The 17043-nt window shown below is 73.3% G+C and carries 15 protein-coding genes; 7 read left to right on the top strand and 8 right to left on the bottom strand.

Annotated features, from left to right (window positions below; genetic code table 11):
- Nucleotides 1–25 precede the first annotated feature (25 nt).
- A complete protein-coding gene (locus PZB77_RS19500) occupies nt 26–526 on the bottom strand; it encodes an ATP-binding protein (RefSeq protein WP_275493888.1) in 501 nt (166 codons plus the stop codon).
- Between the two features lie 190 nt (nt 527–716).
- Nucleotides 717–1085: an STAS domain-containing protein gene (locus PZB77_RS19495; RefSeq protein WP_275493887.1), complete on the bottom strand. Its 369-nt coding sequence runs from the start codon at nt 1083–1085 to the stop codon at nt 717–719.
- Nucleotides 1086–1387: 302 nt separating this feature from the next.
- On the opposite strand from PZB77_RS19495, the gene PZB77_RS19490 reads away from it, so the two are divergent.
- Nucleotides 1388–2446: an RNA polymerase sigma factor SigF gene (locus PZB77_RS19490; RefSeq protein WP_275493886.1), complete on the top strand. Its 1059-nt coding sequence runs from the start codon at nt 1388–1390 to the stop codon at nt 2444–2446.
- A gap of 85 nt (nt 2447–2531) precedes the next feature.
- On the opposite strand, the gene hutI is transcribed toward PZB77_RS19490, so the two are convergent.
- The 4 genes from hutI to hutU form a co-directional block, all read right to left on the bottom strand.
- Nucleotides 2532–3704 carry an imidazolonepropionase gene (gene hutI / locus PZB77_RS19485; RefSeq protein ID WP_275493885.1) on the bottom strand — a complete coding sequence of 391 codons (1173 nt, stop codon included), beginning with the start codon at nt 3702–3704 and terminating at the stop codon, nt 2532–2534.
- A 147-nt stretch (nt 3705–3851) separates the two neighbouring features.
- The gene (locus tag PZB77_RS19480; RefSeq protein WP_275493884.1) at nt 3852–5192 is read right to left on the bottom strand and encodes a formimidoylglutamate deiminase; all 1341 of its coding nucleotides are present in this window, start codon (nt 5190–5192) and stop codon (nt 3852–3854) included.
- A complete protein-coding gene (locus PZB77_RS19475; protein ID WP_275496131.1) occupies nt 5183–6451 on the bottom strand; it encodes an allantoate amidohydrolase in 1269 nt (422 codons plus the stop codon). Before PZB77_RS19475 ends, PZB77_RS19480 begins: the two co-directional genes overlap by 10 nt.
- Nucleotides 6452–6498: 47 nt before the next feature.
- Nucleotides 6499–8217, bottom strand: coding sequence for a urocanate hydratase (gene hutU / locus PZB77_RS19470; protein ID WP_275493883.1), 1719 nt, complete (start codon nt 8215–8217; stop codon nt 6499–6501).
- Nucleotides 8218–8745: 528 nt separating this feature from the next.
- Between hutU and PZB77_RS19465 the strand changes: the two genes are divergently transcribed.
- From PZB77_RS19465 to PZB77_RS19450, 4 genes are all read left to right on the top strand, one after another.
- A complete protein-coding gene (locus PZB77_RS19465; RefSeq protein ID WP_275493882.1) occupies nt 8746–9159 on the top strand; it encodes a hypothetical protein in 414 nt (137 codons plus the stop codon).
- The gene (locus tag PZB77_RS19460) at nt 9156–9953 is read left to right on the top strand and encodes a transcriptional regulator (RefSeq protein ID WP_275493881.1); all 798 of its coding nucleotides are present in this window, start codon (nt 9156–9158) and stop codon (nt 9951–9953) included. The genes PZB77_RS19465 and PZB77_RS19460 overlap by 4 nt, the downstream gene beginning before the upstream one ends.
- A 38-nt stretch (nt 9954–9991) precedes the next feature.
- Nucleotides 9992–10450, top strand: coding sequence for a roadblock/LC7 domain-containing protein (locus tag PZB77_RS19455; protein ID WP_275493880.1), 459 nt, complete (start codon nt 9992–9994; stop codon nt 10448–10450).
- 109 nt (nt 10451–10559) lie between these two features.
- A complete protein-coding gene (locus PZB77_RS19450) occupies nt 10560–10934 on the top strand; it encodes a hypothetical protein (RefSeq protein WP_275493879.1) in 375 nt (124 codons plus the stop codon).
- Between the two features lie 413 nt (nt 10935–11347).
- On the opposite strand, the gene PZB77_RS19445 is transcribed toward PZB77_RS19450, so the two are convergent.
- Together PZB77_RS19445 and PZB77_RS19440 are read right to left on the bottom strand one after the other, a co-directional pair.
- Nucleotides 11348–12199 carry a MurR/RpiR family transcriptional regulator gene (locus PZB77_RS19445; protein ID WP_275493878.1) on the bottom strand — a complete coding sequence of 284 codons (852 nt, stop codon included), beginning with the start codon at nt 12197–12199 and terminating at the stop codon, nt 11348–11350.
- Nucleotides 12200–12714: 515 nt separating this feature from the next.
- Nucleotides 12715–14118 carry a cystathionine beta-synthase gene (locus PZB77_RS19440; RefSeq protein WP_275493877.1) on the bottom strand — a complete coding sequence of 468 codons (1404 nt, stop codon included), beginning with the start codon at nt 14116–14118 and terminating at the stop codon, nt 12715–12717.
- A 156-nt stretch (nt 14119–14274) separates the two neighbouring features.
- Between PZB77_RS19440 and PZB77_RS19435 the strand changes: the two genes are divergently transcribed.
- Complete coding sequence (locus PZB77_RS19435) at nt 14275–15408, top strand: SGNH/GDSL hydrolase family protein (RefSeq protein WP_275496130.1); 1134 nt, start codon at nt 14275–14277, stop codon at nt 15406–15408.
- A gap of 253 nt (nt 15409–15661) precedes the next feature.
- Nucleotides 15662–16882, top strand: a complete 1221-nt coding sequence (locus tag PZB77_RS19430; RefSeq protein ID WP_275493876.1) for an acetyl-CoA C-acetyltransferase — start codon at nt 15662–15664, stop codon at nt 16880–16882.
- The last annotated feature ends 161 nt before the right edge of the window (nt 16883–17043 follow it).

Raw genomic sequence — 17043 nt, 5'->3', positions numbered from 1 at the left:
CCTCCTGTCGTGGTTCCGCGGGTCTTCAGGCCGGCGGCGCGGCCAGCTCCGCCCAGACGGTCTTGCCGGGCGCGTCGGGGGCGCGCAGCACGCCCCAGTCCAGGCAGAGCCGCTGCACGATGAACATGCCGTGGCCGCCGGGGCGGCCGGCCCGGTGCGGGGTGCGCGGCGTGGGCTGTCCCGCGCCGCCGTCCGCGACCTCGATCCGCAGCACCTTGGAGGTGGCGCCGATCCGGAGTTCCTCGGGGCCGCCCGCGTGCAGGCAGGCGTTGGTGACCAGCTCGGAGACGACCAGGAGGACGTCCTCGGCGGCCGCACGGCGGTCGGCGCCCTCGGCGGGCAGCCAGCCCCAGTCGTGCAGGGCCTGCCGTGCGAAGTCGCGGGCCATCGGGACGATGCCGACGGCCTCCCGCAACGCGAGGGTGCGCCACTGCCGGTCGGCCGGGACGGGTGCGGACGCCTGCGCGTCCTCTCCGTCCGGCTCGCGGCCGAGGCCGCCCGGCGGATGCTGCCGGGTGGTGCTCATCAGCGCTTCACCTCACCGATTCACCGAGTCGCCATCGAACAGATACGGGTCAAAAACATTGGTACGGGCCGTTGAAGCTCCACCGGATCTTCTCCTGCCCGGCGGGACGTGGACGACACCCTCTCCGGCCTGCGGATCGAGTGACACGCGTGAGCGCCGGGCCACCCGGGGGTGGCGGGAGAAGGCCACCTCAGGAGCCCAGGGCGTCTTGGAGGGTGGCGTGGACGGTGAAGACCGCCTCGGCGCCGGTGATTTCGAAGACCCGGGCGACGACGGGCCGCATGCCGGCCAGGTGGACCTCGCCACCCGCCTCCTCGGCCTGGAGGCGCGCTCCGAGCAGGACGTTGAGTCCCGTGGAGTCGCAGAACTCGAGCCCGGAGCAGTCGACGATCAGGCGCACGCGCCCTTGTTCGACCGCACTCTCCAGAGGTTCGCGCAGCAGATCCGCGGTGTGGTGATCGAGCTCACCCACCGGCGTCACGATCTCGCTGACGCCCTCCGTACGGGTCTCGACCTGAAGTCTTCCCCGGTTCGTACTGCCGACCGTCCCGCGGTCCATGCCGTCCCTCTTCGCCGTTGGTCAGTGGGGCATGGGGCGGCATTCAGCCACCCCCACACCTGTGTCCGCGCTCATGCCGCGACATGCGCGAAACATTACGCGCTCCGTCCGCCCCGCGGTAGCGGGAGATATCAACAAACCGGACATAACGCCTAATTGGAGCTTGTCACTCCCGCCGCCGAACAGGTAAGGGTAGAGGGACACCCGCTTCATCCACCCCTTACCGGCTTCGGAGGCGCCGCTTCACCGCAGCAGCACGGAACGGCTTCGGCAGCCCGATGCCGAGACACTGGAGGAGAACCATGTCACCCCGGCTCGACGGTTCGCGTACCCACGACGCGGCGTCGGCATGTCCCCAGGGACCGACCAATTCCGACTCCCCCGCAGCGGCCGTTCCCGGCCCGCGCGGACACACCGGCGGCAGCACCGTCGAGAGCCCCACCGGCGCCGCCCCCACCGGCGCGACCACCCCGGCCGACGAGGAAGCGGCCGCCGACGGGGAGGGCCCCACGGACGAAGGTTTCACGGACTCGGAAGGCTTCGGAGGCGGGGAAGGTCTCGAAGGGCTTCCCGCCATTCCCTCCCCCGCGACCGTCGGAGCGCTGGACGCCCGCGCGCTGTCGAAGACGCTCTTCGAGCGGCTCGGCACCCTGGAGGAGGGCACCCACGCCCACGCGTACGTGCGCAACACCCTGGTCGAGCTGAACCTCGCCCTCGTCCGGTTCGCCGCCGCGCGGTTCCGTACCCGCAGCGAACCGATGGAGGACATCGTCCAGGTCGGCACGATCGGTCTGATCAAGGCGATCGACCGGTTCGACCTGAGCCGGGGCGTCGAGTTCCCGACCTTCGCCATGCCGACGATCATCGGCGAGATCAAGCGCTTCTTCCGCGACACCAGCTGGGCCGTGCGCGTACCGCGCCGCCTGCAGGAGCTGCGGATCGACCTGGCCAAGGCAGGCGACGTGCTGGCGCAGCGGCTGGACCGGGCGCCCACCACGGACGAACTCGCCGGACACCTCGGGCTGACCCGCGAGGAGGTCGTGGAGGGCCTGGCCGCGAGCAACGCCTACAGCGCGGGCTCGCTGGACGCCCAGTCCGACGACCACGAGCACGAGGGGTCGCTGGCCGACCGCATCGGCTACGAGGACCACGGCATCGAGGGGATCGAGTACGTCGAGTCCCTCAAGCCCCTCATCGCCGCGCTGTCGCCGCGCGACCGGCTCATCCTGTCGCTGCGCTTCGTCACCAACCTCACCCAGTCGGAGATCGGCGAGGAGCTGGGCATCTCCCAGATGCACGTCTCCCGGCTGCTCTCTCGGACGTTGGTCCGGCTCCGCGAAGGGCTGACCGTCCAGGAGTGACCTCCCCGCGCGTGCGTCCGCGGCTGTGGCCGCCCGGGAACCCCGGGCGGCCACAGCCGTGAACGGACCCCGCTCCCCCGGCTTTTCACACCACGCGGACGCCACGCCGCCAGACCCCGGCGGCCAGCGGGACGCCCGGCCGGTAGGCGAGGTGGACGTGGCTGGGGGCGTCCAGCAGCAGGAGGTCGGCGCGGGCACCGGGAGCGATGCGGCCGACGTCGCGACGGCGCAGCGCGGCGGCCCCGCCCGCGGTGGCGGACCAAATCGCCTCGTCGGGGGTCATGCCCATGTCCCGTACCGCGAGGGCGAGGCAGAACGCCATCGACGAGGTGTAGGACGAGCCCGGGTTGCAGTCGGTGGAGAGCGCGACGGTGGCCCCCGCGTCGAGCAGCCGCCGGGCGTCCGGCCACGCCGCGCGGGTGGAGAACTCGGCGCCGGGCAACAGCGTGGCGACGGTGTTCCCGGTGGCGAGGGCCTCGACGTCCGCGTCGGTGAGGTGGGTGCAGTGGTCGGCGGACGCGGCATCCAGCTCCACGGCGAGCCGCACGCCCGGGCCGGGACCGAGCTGGTTGGCGTGCACCCGGAGCTCCAGCCCTTTCGCCCGACCGGCGGTGAGGACCGCGCGGGCCTGGTCGCCGTCGAAGGCGCCCCGCTCGCAGAAGACGTCGATCCACCGGACGTACGGGGCGCAGGCGTCCAGCATCGGGCCGGTGACCAGCGCGACGTAGCCGGCCGGGTCGTCGGTGTACTCGGGGGGCACCACGTGGGCGCCGAGGAAGGTGAGTTCGTCGGTGAGGCCGGCGGCCACGCGGAGCGCGCGGGCCTCGTCCGCGACGGTCAGGCCGTAGCCGGACTTGGTCTCGAAGGTGGTGGTGCCCTGGCGGAGCGCCTCGTCGAGGTGGCGTACGAGCCCGGCCGCGAGCTGCTCGTCGGTGGCGGCCCGGGTGGCGGTGACGGTGGTGCGGATGCCCCCGGCGGTGTACGCGCGCCCGGACATCCGGGCGTTGAACTCCTCGGTGCGGTCGCCGGCGAAGAGCAGGTGGGAGTGGGAGTCGACGAAGCCGGGAAGCACCGCCCGGCCTCCCGCGTCGACGGCCCGGTCGGCGGCGGGCGCCGCGTGGGACTCGCCGGTCCAGACGACGCGGTCGCCGTCGATGACGACGGCCGCGTTCCGGATGAGGCCCAGCGGGGAGCCGTCCCCCTGGGAGGGGTCGTTGGTGACCAGGCCGGAGATACGGGTGAGGACGGTGCTCGGCATGGGTGGCTGCTCTCGTCGTTCTTCGTCGGGCTCGGTCGTGCTCCGGGCGCTCCGCGGGCGGTCACCGGCGGTCACCGGCGCCGCCGGCGGTGGGAGTTCGGACGCGCGGGGAGTTCGGTCGCCCGGTGATTCGGTCGCGCGGGGAGGTCAGTCGCGCAGGGCGGCGATGGCGTCGGTGAGTGCCGCGGGCACGTCGTCGACCAGCGCGTGCCGCCCGTCGCGGACGACGTGCCGCCCCGCGACGACCGTGTGCCGCACGTCGGCGGCGGTCGCCGCGAAGACGGCGGTCTCGGCGGCGAGCCGGTCCCCCGGTCCGGCGGTGCGCACCGAGTCCAGCGCCACGGTCGCCAGGTCGGCCGGGGCTCCGGCGACGATGCTGCCTCCCTCCGGTCGCCCGAGGGCCGCGTGGCCGGTCGCGGAGGCCGCGCGGAGCAGGGCTGCGGCCGTCCAGTGGCCGCGGACGTGGGTGCGCAGCCGCTCGTCGAGCTCCATCGCGCGGGCCTCCTCGAAGAGGTCGATCACGGCGTGGCTGTCGCTGCCGAGGGAGACCGGGGAGCCGGCGCGGTGGAGGGCGACGGCGGGGCCGATGCCGTCGGCGAGGTCCCGTTCGGTGGTGGGGCACATGCAGGTGCCGGTACCGGAGGCGCCGATCAGCGCGATGTCCTCGTCGGTGAGGTGGGTGTGGTGGATGCCGGTGGTGCGGGGGCCGAGGACGCCGTGGTCGGCGAGGAGCCGGGTCGGGGTGCGCCCGTGGGCGGCGAGGCAGGCCTCGTTCTCCGCGGTCTGCTCGGAGAGGTGGACGTGGAGCGGGGCGGCACGGTCGGCGGCCCACTGGGCGACGGTCTCCAACTGGTCGGCCGGGACGGCCCGTACCGAGTGGACGGCGGCGCCGATCAGGGCGTGGTCGCCGCCCCGGAGCGCGGAGGCGCGTTCGGCCCAGGCGTCGGCGCTGGTGTCGGAGAAGCGGAGCTGGTGGTGGTCGGGTTCCTCGCCGAAGCCGGCCGCGAGGTAGGCGGTGTCCAGCAGGGTGATGCGGATGCCGGCCTCTGCGGCGGCGGCGATCAGCGCCTCGCCCATGGCGTTGGGGTCGGCGTAGGGGGTGCCGCCGGGACCGTGGTGCAGGTAGTGGAACTCGCCGACCGCGGTGATGCCCGCGAGGGCCATCTCGGCGTACGTGGCGCGGGCGAGCGCGTAGTAGGTGTCGGGGGTGAGCACGGCGGCGATCTCGTACATCCGCTCCCGCCACGTCCAGAAGGTCCCCGAGCCCGCCTGGGTGATGGAACGCAGGGCCCGGTGGAAGGCGTGCGAGTGGGTGTTGGCCAGCCCCGGCAGGGTGAGCCCGCGCAACACGGTGGCGCCGGGCGGCGGGGCCGCGACGCCGGTGCGGACGGCGGTGATCAGCCCGTCCGCGACGTCGAGGGCGACCCCCGGTTCGACGTGGGTGCCGAGCCAGGCGTGGGAGAGCCAGTACTCCGTCGTCACCTGCATGCGAGACCCTCCAGTACGTCGGCGAGTGCGGCGACCCCGGCCGCGCGGTCCGGCTCGTCGGCGTGTTCGGCGGGCGAGTGGGAGACGCCGGTGGGGTTCCGTACGAACAGCATGGCGGTCGGCACGGATGCGGACAAAATACCCGCGTCGTGTCCGGCCCCCGTGGCGAGGACGGGCACGGCACGGCTCCCGTCCCGGGTGCGCCCCCCGGTGCCCGTGACGCCCCCGGCTTCCGTACGGCCCCCGCCTTCCGTGCCGCCCCCGCCGAGGATCCGGGTGAGTTCGTCGCGCAGCGCGTGCTCGAACTCGACTACGGGGGTGAAGGATTCGCGGACGACGTCGAGCGCGAGGCCCGCCCGCTCGGCGTGGTCCCGGGCTGCCCGCTCGACGGCGGCGGTGACGGCGTCGAGGGTGGCGCCGTCGGCGGCCCGCGCGTCGAGCCAGCCCCGGACGAGGGACGGTACGGCGTTGACGCCGTTGGGCTCGACGGCGACCTTGCCGAACGTGGCGAGGGCCCCGGCGAGTTCGGCCTCCCGGCGAGCGGCGAGGACGGTCTCGGCGTAGGTCAGCATCGGGTCGCGGCGGTCGGCGAGGAGGGTGGTCCCGGCGTGGTTGGCCTCACCCCGGAAGTCGTACCGCCAGCGGCCGTGCGGCCAGATGGCGGAGGCGATCCCGACGGGGTCGCCGGTACGGTCCAGGGACCGGCCCTGCTCGACGTGGAGTTCGACGAACGCGCCGATGCGGGCGAGGCGTTCGGGGTCGGGCCCGATCGCCTCGGGGTCGTACCCGGCGGCCTCCATGGCGCGGGGCAGCGTGATCCCCCCGGCGTCGGTGAGCCGGTGGGCCTCGGCCCGGGTGAGCCGTCCGGCCGTCAGCCGGGAGCCGACGCAGGCGAGACCGAAGCGGGCGCCCTCCTCGTCGCCGAAGTTGACGATCCCCAGCGGACGGGAGAACGCCACGCCGCGGTGCCGGAGTTCGTCGAGTGCGGCGAAGGCGGAGACCACCCCGAGCGGGCCGTCGAACGCACCGCCGTCCGGCACGGAGTCCAGGTGCGAGCCGGTCACCACGGCGTCGCCCGCCAGGGGGTCGCCGAGCCAGGCCCACTGGTTGCCGTTGCGGTCGCTCTCGTGGAAGAGCCCGCGCGCGAGGGCCTGCGCGCGGAACCACGCCCGGCAGTCGGCGTCCGCGCCGGTCCAGGCGTAGCGGCGGTAGCCGCCGGAGCCGGAGTGCCGGCCGAGGGGGGCGAGGTCGCGCCACATCTCGCGGAAAGACGCCTCACCGTCGCGGCCGGCCGGGGCCCGGCGGGTCACGGGGTCTCCCGCCCGTCCGCGCCCGGGGCCGCCCCGTCCGCGTCGCCCTCGCCCCGGCGCTCACCCTCGCGCATCGGGACCCGGACCCCGCGCTCCTCGGCGACCCTCTCGGCGCCCTCGTACCCGGCGTCGACATGGCGGATGACGCCCATGCCGGGGTCGTTGGTGAGCACCCGGCGGATCTTCTCCCCGGCGAGCGGGGTGCCGTCCGCGACGGTGACCTGACCCGCGTGGAGGGAGCGCCCCATACCGACGCCGCCGCCGTGGTGGACGGAGACCCAGGACGCCCCGGAGGCGACGTTGACCATGGCGTTGAGCAGCGGCCAGTCGGCGATGGCGTCCGAACCGTCGAGCATGGCCTCGGTCTCCCGGTACGGGGAGGCCACCGAGCCGCAGTCGAGGTGGTCGCGGCCGATGACGAGCGGGGCGGCGAGTTCGCCGCTCGCCACCATGTCGTTGAAGCGTTCCCCGGCCCGGTCGCGTTCGCCGTAGCCGAGCCAGCAGATCCGGGCGGGCAGGCCCTGGAAGTGGACGCGTTCACCGGCGAGTCCGATCCAGCGGCGCAGGGACTCGTTCTCCGGGAAGAGGTCGAGCATCGCCCGGTCGGTGCGGTGGATGTCGGCGGCCTCGCCGGAGAGCGCCGCCCAGCGGAACGGCCCCTTGCCCTCGCAGAAGAGCGGCCGGATGTACGCGGGCACGAAGCCGGGGAAGTCGAAGGCCCGGTCGTACCCGGCGAGGCGCGCCTCGCCCCGGATCGAGTTGCCGTAGTCGAAGACCTCGGCCCCGGCGTCCATGAACCCGACCATCGCCTCCACGTGCCGGGCCATCGACTCGCGGGCCCTGCGGGTGAAGTCGGCGGGCTTCTCGGCGGCGTACGTGGCCATCTCGTCGAAGCCGACGCCCACGGGCAGGTACGCCAGCGGGTCGTGGGCGCTCGTCTGGTCGGTGACGATGTCGATGGGCGCCCCGGCGGCGAGCAGGCCGGGAAGGATCTCGGCCGCGTTGCCGAGGAGTCCGATCGAGAGCGGCCGGCGGGCGTCGCGGGCCTCGGTGGCGAGCGCGAGGGCGTGCGCCACACCGTCCGCCCGTACGTCGAGGTAGCGGTGCTCGATCCGGCGGTCGATGGCCCTCGGGTCGCAGTCCACGCAGATCACGACGCCGTCGTTCATGGTGACGGCGAGCGGCTGGGCGCCGCCCATACCGCCGAGTCCGGCGGTGAGGGTGATGGTTCCGGCGAGGGTGCCGCCGAACTTCTTGGCGGCGACGGCGGCGAAGGTCTCGTAGGTGCCCTGGAGGATGCCCTGGGTGCCGATGTAGATCCAGGAGCCCGCGGTCATCTGGCCGTACATGGTGAGGCCGAGCGCTTCCAGGCGGCGGAACTCCTCCCAGTTCGCCCAGTCGCCCACCAGGTTGGAGTTGGCGAGCAGCACGCGCGGGGCCCACTCGTGGGTCCGCATCACCCCGACGGGGCGGCCGGACTGGACGAGCATCGTCTCGTCCTGCTTGAGCGTGCGCAGGGTACGGACCATGGCGTCGTAACTGCGCCAGTCGCGGGCCGCCTTGCCGGTGCCGCCGTAGACGACCAGCTTGTCGGGGTGCTCGGCGACCTCGGGGTCCAGGTTGTTCTGGAGCATGCGCAGGGCGGCCTCCTGCTGCCAGCCCAGGGTGCTCAGTTCGGTGCCGCGCGCGGCCCTGACGGGGCGGGGTCCTGACATGGTGCGCCTCCTTGTTCCGGCCCGCTCCCGGCGGCCCTCCGCCGACGCCTCGGCCGTACAGCGTCCATTCACATCCTGATCCGCTGAATAGTTCTAGTCAATGGTGAGGCCGCCAGACACGCGTGGCGGGCGCCGCACAGAGAGGGGAGGCGCCGGGAGGGGGCGGGAAGGGCACGAGAAGGGCGCCCGGCGGGATGACACGTGCCATCCCGGCGGGCGCCCGGAGGGCTCCGTGGCTTTCACGCCATTCGGCGAATTCCGGACACCAAGAACTTTTACTCCCTCGACCTGCGGACTCGAAGAGGCGGATACCGTCGAGAACTGGAACAGACCGATCAATCGTCGACTCGGTCTTCCGCCCGCAACCCTCCCTTTGTCAGACTTCTCCCTCACGCCTTCTTCTCAACTCCCGCACACGGCCTTCGGCATGTACCACTGGAAAATGCCAAACCGCGTTCCCGGCGCGGCCACGTTGCGTAGCCTCAGGCTCACTGCTCCGTCACACCATTGCCTGGAGGGGAAGCCGCGGTGCCGGGAATCGACGAGTGCCTGCTCGACGTCATGAGACTGCCCGGAGCCCGGGGCGCGGCCGTCGTCGACTGGACGAGCGGCCTCGCCCTCGGCACCATCGGCGACTCGCCCAACGGCGATCACGAGGCCACCGCGGCGGAGACCGCCGAGGTGGCCCGGATGGCGGCGGAGCAGCCCGCCTTCACCCTCAGCCCCTACACCGACGGGCGGACGGACGCGAACGGCCGCACCGGTCTGCCGGTGGAGGACGTCATCGTCACGACCCACACCGGCTACCACGTGATCCGCTTCGTGGAGACGGTCTTCGACAGCAGCGTCTTCCTCCACCTCTGGCTGGACCGGACCGACGGCAACCTCGCCCTCGCCCGGATACGCCTGGGCGAGCTGGCCGAACGGCTGGTCCTGGCATGAGCACCAGGACGACGCCTCCCGAGGTGGACCAGGCAGCCGTCCTCTCCCCGATGCTCCAGCGGCTCGCCGCCGAACGCGCCACCGGCGCCCTGATGCGCGACCGCGGCACGCTCTACCTCGCCGACGGGAAGGTGGTGCACGCGGAGAGCCCGTCCACCCCCGGCATCGACGTCCTGCTCACCACGGGCGGGGCGCTGCGCCACGAACGCTGGTGGGACGCGGTCGCCCAGGCGGGCGCCGGGCAGCGGGTCGGCCGCTACCTCGTCGACAGCGGCCATGTACCCGGTGGGGCACTGGAGTTGTGCCATCTGGGGGCGCTCTACGACGCCGCCTTCTTCGTCCTCGCCCCGACCCGTACGCCGACCAGGTTCCGGTACGGCGTCTCGCACTGGATCGGCCCGGTCCGGCCGGTCGCCGTGGGCGCCGTCGAGCGCGAGACGCTCCGGCGCCGGGAGCTGCTGGACCGGATCTGGCCCGACGCCCTGACCGACAGCGCCCCGCTCGTACGTGCCCCACACCCCCTCGACGCCCCGGTTCCCTCGCGCCAGCGCCACGTCCTGGAGCTGGTCGACGGGGTACGGACCGCCTCCGACATCGCGCAGGTGCTGGGGCGTTCGGCCTTCCACACCCTCGTCGACCTGCGGAGGCTCGCCGCCGCCGGACTGGTCGCGCCCGTGCGCAAGACGGTGCTGCCGGGGGCGGCCACGCCCGGCCGGGTCACCATCCCCGACGTCACGTCGGATCCGGACGTCGCTCTGCTGCGCCGGCTCCGCGATGCATTGGAGGCCCTGTGATACGCGCGCTCAGACAGCGTGCCGGGAGGAGACAACTGATGGTGTCCGAGGCTGAGCTGCGGGACGTCCTCGACGAACTCCAGCGGTTGCGGGCCCGGGTGCCCCTCATCGGCGGCGCGCTGGCCGCCAGCACCGACGGTCTGGTGCTGGCCCACGACACCCCCGGCGTGGAGGCCGAAGGGGTCGCCGCCCTCACCGCCGCCGCGCTCGGCGTCGCGATCAGGATGACGGAGGCCACCGGCCGCGCCGGGTTCCGTGAGCTCCTCGTGCGCGGCGAGTCCGGTTACATCGCGACGTACGCCGCGGGCTCGTCCGCCGTACTGACGCTGCTCGCCGAGGACCGCATCAACGTCGGCCGTCTCCACCTGGAGGGCCGCAGGGCGAGTGCCCGGGTCGGGGAACTCGTCGACTCCGCGCTGGACCGTGTCGAGCGGACTCCGCCGCCGGCGCCCGCCAGGCCCCCGCACTCCCGCGCGCTGCCGCAACGCCCCGTGTAGGGGCGGCGGGACACGGCCGGGCCTCCCCCACTCCACAGCCAGGAACAGAACCGTCACACAGAAAAGGGTCCGGTCGTCCCGACCGGCCAGGGAAAGGAAACGAGCACGCATGGCCAACACCGAAACCGCACTCAAGGAAGCGATGACGTCCATCGAGGGGACCCTCGGTGTCGCTCTCGTCGACTACACCAGCGGAATGGCCCTGGGCACCCTCGGCGGCGGCAAGGACTTCAACCTCGAAGTCGCGGCCGCCGGCAACACCGATGTCGTCCGGGCCAAGCTGCGCACCATGGAGCACCTGGGTCTCAAGGAGGAGATCGAGGACATCCTGATCACCCTGAGCGGCCAGTACCACCTGATCAGGCTGCTCCAGACCCGTGGCAACAACGGGCTCTTCCTCTACCTGGTCCTCGACTCCAACCGCGCCAACCTCGCGATGGCCCGCCACCAGCTGAAGCGCATCGAGGCCGACCTGGAGGTCTGACGACCCCTCCGGTACCCGGACCGCGCCGCTGCCGTCCGCCCCCTCGCGTGAGGGGGACGGGCGGCAGCGGCGCGTCCACCTCGGCGCCGGCCCGGGTCACACGGCCGCCCGGCGCCCCGTCCCGGCGGGGACGAGCGCCCCCACGGCGGTCACCAGGAGACCCCGCCACCACAGCGGTGCGGCCCCGGCCGCACGATCAGCCACCCTCGCCGACGACTGTGTTCCGCGCCCCGTCTCCGTACCCCTCTCCACGCCCGCACCGGCGTTCCGGCCGGTTCCTCCGGGCGCGCAGATCAGTGCTCGTGTCCGAGGCGCGTCCGAGAATCGGGGAAGCCCGCTCACGTCGGGGAGGGCCTTCGGGCACCTGCGCCGAGCCGGGCGGGTGCCGGCGTCGCCACCGGGCGCCCGCACCGCTACTCGACGAAGAGCCCCCGCGCCGCCGCCCGTGCGTCGAAGGACTCCAGCCGCGCCTGCGCCTGCGGCAGCCCGTCGCACATGGACTCCAGCAGGACCCGGCCCAGCAGCATCGGGGCGCAGGCGGTGTCGAAGGCGAGGCCGGTGCCGACCGGCGCGGGGATGAGCAGGTCGCTGAGCGCGGCGACCGGGGCGAAGACCGAGTCGGCCACGGTCACCGTGGTCAGGCCCTGGTCGCGGGCGTAACCGAGTGCGTCCAGGGTCTCCCTGGGGTGGCGGGGCAGTGCGAAGCAGAGCAGCACCCGGGCGCCGGCCCGGCGGGCCGACTCGATGCGGTCCTGCAGCATCGAGCCGCCCTCGTCGAGGACCCGGACGTCGGGGTGGACCTTCGCGGCGAAGTAGCCGAACCCGCGGGCCTGGGAGGACGCGGCGCGCAGACCGAGCACCGGCAGCGGGGTCGAATCCGCCAGCAGCCGGCCGGCCCGCTCCAGCGGTGCGGGGTCGGCGAGCAGGTCGGAGAGGCGGCGCAGGTTCTCGATCTCGGCGTGCACGGCCTGCTGGTAGGCGTTGTACGCGTACGTCTCCTCCCCCGTGTCCCGGTCCGCGTCGGCGGGCCCGGTCTCCCGCAGGTGCTTGCGGAGCGCCGGGTAGCCGTCGAAGCCGAGGGCGACGGCGAACCGGGTGACGGAGGGCTGGCTCACCCCGGCCAGCTCGGCGAGTTCGACGCTGGAGAGGAAGGGGGCGTCGGCGGCCCCGCGTACCAGGGAGTGCGCGATCCGCCGCTGGGTCGGTGTCAGCCGCCGCCCTTCGAAGAGCCGCTGCAACCGTGCTGCGGGGGTGCTCCCGCCCATGCCCTGCCTCCGCACACTCCGCCGCCGACGCGGTCCGCCGCCGTCCCGTACCGCCCCGCGGTCCGCTGCCCGTCGCGAACGCGACCGTCGTGTCCATTCAGCCAGCAAGCGGAGTGCATGTCCATATACAGCGGGGCGGGAGGCAGGGAGGGAGACGGCCGGCGGTGGGGAGGCCCGAAGCTGCCGGAGGGGGCAGCCGGACGCGACGACGGCCGGCCGGGGTGACCGGCCGGCCGTGTCGGAAGCATGTCGCGGGGACCGCCGCACCCCCGGTCGCCCGGGGGGCGGGACGACGGCGGTCCCCGCGAGGGACGCGGTCCGGGTCAGGGCCGGGCGCTCGCGTCCTGGCGACTGAGGAGGTCCGGGAGCCGCTCCGTAGTCCCTGTCGCCGTACTGGGTGCCGGCGGGTTTCCCTGCCGACACCCAGTAATCTGCCCGACCCGTGTTAAGCGGGTGCTGCGTGGACGTGACGCGCTCGTACCAGTTTCGCGACGGAGAGCCGCCGGCCGGACCGGTCAGACGGTGACGCCGCTCTCCTTCGCCAGGAAGGAGAGCAGGTCCTGCCTGCTCACGACGCCCTTCGGCTTCCCCTCGACCAGCACGATCGCCGCGTCGGCGGCCCCGGAGCCGCTGAGCACGGCCATCAGGTCCTCGACCGGTTCACCGGATCCGACCTGCGGCAGCGGCGCCGACATGTGCTTCTCCAGCGGGTCGGTGAGCGAGGCGCGCTTGGTGAAGAGGGCGTCCAGGAGCTCGCGCTCGACGACCGAGCCGACGACTTCGGCGGCCATCACGTCCGGGTGTCCGGCGCCCGGCTTCACGATCGGCATCTGGGAGACGCCGTACTCGCGCAGCACCTCGATCGCCTGGCCGACCGTCTCGTCCGGGTGCATGTGGACGAGCGAGGGCATCGGGCCCTCCTTGTGGGCCAGCACCGCGTCGACCCGCGCGGAGGGACCGGTGTCCTCCAGGAAGCCGTAGTCGGCCATCCACTCGTCGTTGAAGATCTTGCTGAGATAACCGCGTCCGCTGTCCGGCAGCAGGACGACCACGACGTCGTCGGGGCCGAGCCGCCGGGCGACCTCCAGCGCCGCGACGACCGCCATGCCGCAGGAACCGCCGACGAGCAGCCCTTCCTCCTTGGCGAGCCGCCGGGTCATCTGGAAGGAGTCCTTGTCCGAGACGGCGACGATCTCGTCCGTCACGGTCCGGTCGTAGGCGGACGGCCAGAAGTCCTCGCCGACCCCTTCCACCAGGTACGGGCGCCCCGAACCGCCGGAGTAGACCGAGCCCTCCGGGTCGGCGCCGACGACGGTGACCTTCCCGTCGCTGACCTCCTTGAGGTAGCGGCCGGTCCCGGTGATGGTGCCGCCGGTGCCGACCCCCGCGACGAAGTGCGTGATCCGCCCCTCCGTCTGCTCCCACAGCTCGGGACCGGTGGTCTCGTAGTGCGAGCGCGGGTTGTCCGGGTTGGAGTACTGGTCGGGCTTCCAGGCACCGGGGGTCTCACGGACCAACCGGTCGGAGACGTTGTAGTACGAGTCCGGGTGGGAGGGATCGACCGCCGTCGGGCAGACGACGACCTCGGCGCCGTAGGCGCGCATCACATTGATCTTGTCCGTGGACACTTTGTCCGGGCAGACGAAGACGCACTTGTACCCCTTCTGCTGGGCGACGATGGCGAGCCCCACGCCGGTGTTGCCGCTCGTGGGCTCGACGATGGTGCCGCCGGGTCGTAGGGCGCCGCTCTGCTCGGCCGCCTCGATCATGCGCAGCGCGATGCGGTCCTTCACCGAACCGCCGGGGTTGAAGTATTCGACCTTGGCCAGGACGGTCGCCTGGATGCCCGCCGAAACGCTCCGCAGCCTGACCAGCGGGGTGTTGCCGACAAGGCTGATCATCGAATCGTGAAATTGCACCGTGTACTCCGGGATCTCCGAGATGGTCCGGCCCAGAGTATGCGTACGGGCACGACATTGGGCGAAGCGATTGGGCGCTGCCCCCGGCGGGGCAGGTAGGTAGCAGTACGGCTGAGTGGCGAGAAGGAGGTGGACCGCACGGTGTCGACGGCAAGGGTGGCACGGCGGATCGCGGCGGGCGCCGCGTTCGGTGGCGGCAGCATCGGGCTCATCGGGGCGGCGACGGTCGGCCTCGTCATGGCGGAGGTACAGCTCGCGAAGCGGCAGGTGGGAGGCAACACGGCCCCGGTCCCACCGAGCGCGGACGGACGGTACGGCGGCGCCTTCTCGGGTCTCACCGATCCCCTCCGGCTGGCTCTTCTCGGTGACTCCACGGCGGCCGGGCAGGGGGTGCGGCGGGCCGGACAGACGCCGGGAGCGCTGCTCGCGTCGGGGTTGGCGGCGGTCGCCGAGCGGCCGGTGGACATGCGCAACGTGGCCCAGCCGGGGGCCAGGTCGGACGATCTGGAGCGGCAGGTGACGCTGCTGCTCGCCGACCCGGCCCGGCATCCGGACGTCTGCGTGATCATGATCGGCGCCAACGACGTCACCCACCGGATGCCGGCCACGCTCTCGGTGCGCTGTCTGACCACCGCCGTGCGCAGGCTGCGGACCGCGGGTGCGGAGGTGGTGGTGGCGACCTGCCCGGACCTCGGCACGATCGAGCCGGTCTACCAGCCGCTGCGGTGGCTGGCCCGCCGGGTCAGCCGGCAGCTGGCAGCGGCGCAGACGATCGGCGCGGTGGAACAGGGCGGGCGTACGGTCTCGCTGGGCGATCTGCTGGGGCCGGAGTTCGAGGCGAATCCGCGCGAGCTCTTCGGCCCGGACAACTACCACCCCTCGGCGGAGGGGTACGCCACGGCGGCCATGGCGGTGCTGCCGACGCTCTGCGCGGTTCTCGGGCTCTGGCCGGAGACGGACCACCTCGACGGCTCGCGGCGCGAGGACATGCTGCCGGTGGCGAAGGCGGCGTCCCAGGCGGCCCACGAGGCGGGCACCGAGGTCACCGGGGCGCGTGCTCCCTGGGCCCTGCTCAAGCACCGCCGCCGGCGGCGGCTGCCCGCCCACACGGAGCCCCACCCGCACCCCCCGGGGCACGAGGCGGACGGGCAGCGCCCCGCGGCCGGCGCGGAGGGGGAGGGCCGGCACGGGAACGGCGGGGCCGGCCCGGCGCCCGGTACGGCTCCGGGGCCCGCCGCCCCGGGAGCGAGCTCCGACGCCCGGGCCCGCGCCTCCCGGCGGCGCCCGTAGGCCGTGTCGTGGACGACCCGGCGGCGCACCGCCGAGAGCTGAGCAAGCGCTTAGAAAAGAGGTCCGCATCACACGGCCGGGGCGGTGACCCGGGCCTGACGTAGGGGTAACTTCGCACAGAGTGATGCCGGAACGGTCCGGCGGGATCCGCCGCCCGGCGGTGGCTCCGGACCGCTCGCCCGGCCGTCCGGTCGCGCCACACCGGCCGCGGCCGTACCGTCGTTGAGCCTTCCAGCCCCCATGGAGCCGTGTGATGCCCGAAGCCGTGATCGTCTCTGCCGCCCGTTCGCCCATCGGCCGCGCTTTCAAGGGGTCCCTCAAGGACCTGCGGGCGGACGACCTGACCGCCACCATCATCCGGACCGCCCTGGCGAAGGTCCCCGAGCTGGACCCGAGGGACATCGACGACCTGATGCTCGGCTGCGGTCTCCCCGGCGGCGAGCAGGGCAACAACCTGGGCCGCGTCGTCGCCGTCCAGATGGGGATGGACCACCTGCCGGGCTGTACGGTCACCCGCTACTGCTCCTCCTCGCTCCAGACCAGCCGCATGGCGCTGCACGCCATCAAGGCCGGCGAGGGCGACGTCTTCATCTCCGCCGGTGTCGAGATGGTCTCCCGCTTCGTCAGCGGGAACTCCGACAGCCTGCCGGACACGCACAACCCGGTCTTCGCCGAGGCGGAGGCGCGCACCGCCGCCCGCGCCGAGGAGTCCGGCGCGAGCTGGCACGACCCGCGCGAGGACGGGCTGCTCCCGGACGCGTACATCTCGATGGGGCAGACCGCCGAGAACCTCGCGCGGATCAAGGGCATCAGCCGGGCGGAGATGGACGAGTTCGGCGTACGGTCCCAGAACCTCGCCGAGGAGGCCCTGAAGAACGGCTTCTGGGAGCGCGAGATCACCCCCGTCACCACCCCGGACGGCACGGTCGTCGCCAAGGACGACGGCCCGCGCGCGGGCGTCACCCTGGAGGGCGTCTCCGGGCTCAAGCCGGTCTTCCGCCCCGACGGCCTGGTCACCGCCGGCAACTGCTGCCCGCTCAACGACGGTGCCGCGGCCCTCGTGATCATGTCCGACACCAAGGCGCGCGAGCTGGGCCTGACCCCCCTCGCCCGGATCGTCTCCACCGGCGTCTCCGGCCTCTCCCCCGAGATCATGGGATACGGCCCGGTCGAGGCCAGCAAGCAGGCGCTGAAGCGCGCCGGGCTCACCGTGGACGACATCGACCTCGCCGAGCTCAACGAGGCCTTCGCCGCCCAGGTCATCCCCTCCTACCGGGACCTCGGCCTGCCGCTGGAGAAGGTCAACGTCAACGGCGGCGCCATCGCCGTCGGCCACCCCTTCGGCATGACGGGCGCCCGCATCACCGGGACCCTGATCAACAGCCTGCAGTTCCACGACAAGCAGTTCGGCCTGGAGACGATGTGCGTCGGCGGTGGCCAGGGCATGGCCATGGTCATCGAGCGCCTGAGCTGACCGGCCCCGCACGGCCGTCCGGGGCCGGGCGGAGGGATTCCCTCCGCCCGGCCCCGTCCGCGTGTGCCGCCCGGCCCCGTCCGCGTGTGCCGCCCGGCCCGTCCGCGCGCCGACCGCCCGCCTCCGCAGCGACCCGCGCGTCCCTCGGGCCGGCGTCGGCG

Origin of the sequence: Streptomyces sp. AM 2-1-1, assembly GCF_029167645.1 — a bacterium.
In the GTDB taxonomy this organism is placed as follows: domain Bacteria; phylum Actinomycetota; class Actinomycetes; order Streptomycetales; family Streptomycetaceae; genus Streptomyces.
This window is presented reverse-complemented; position numbering and strand designations above follow the sequence as displayed.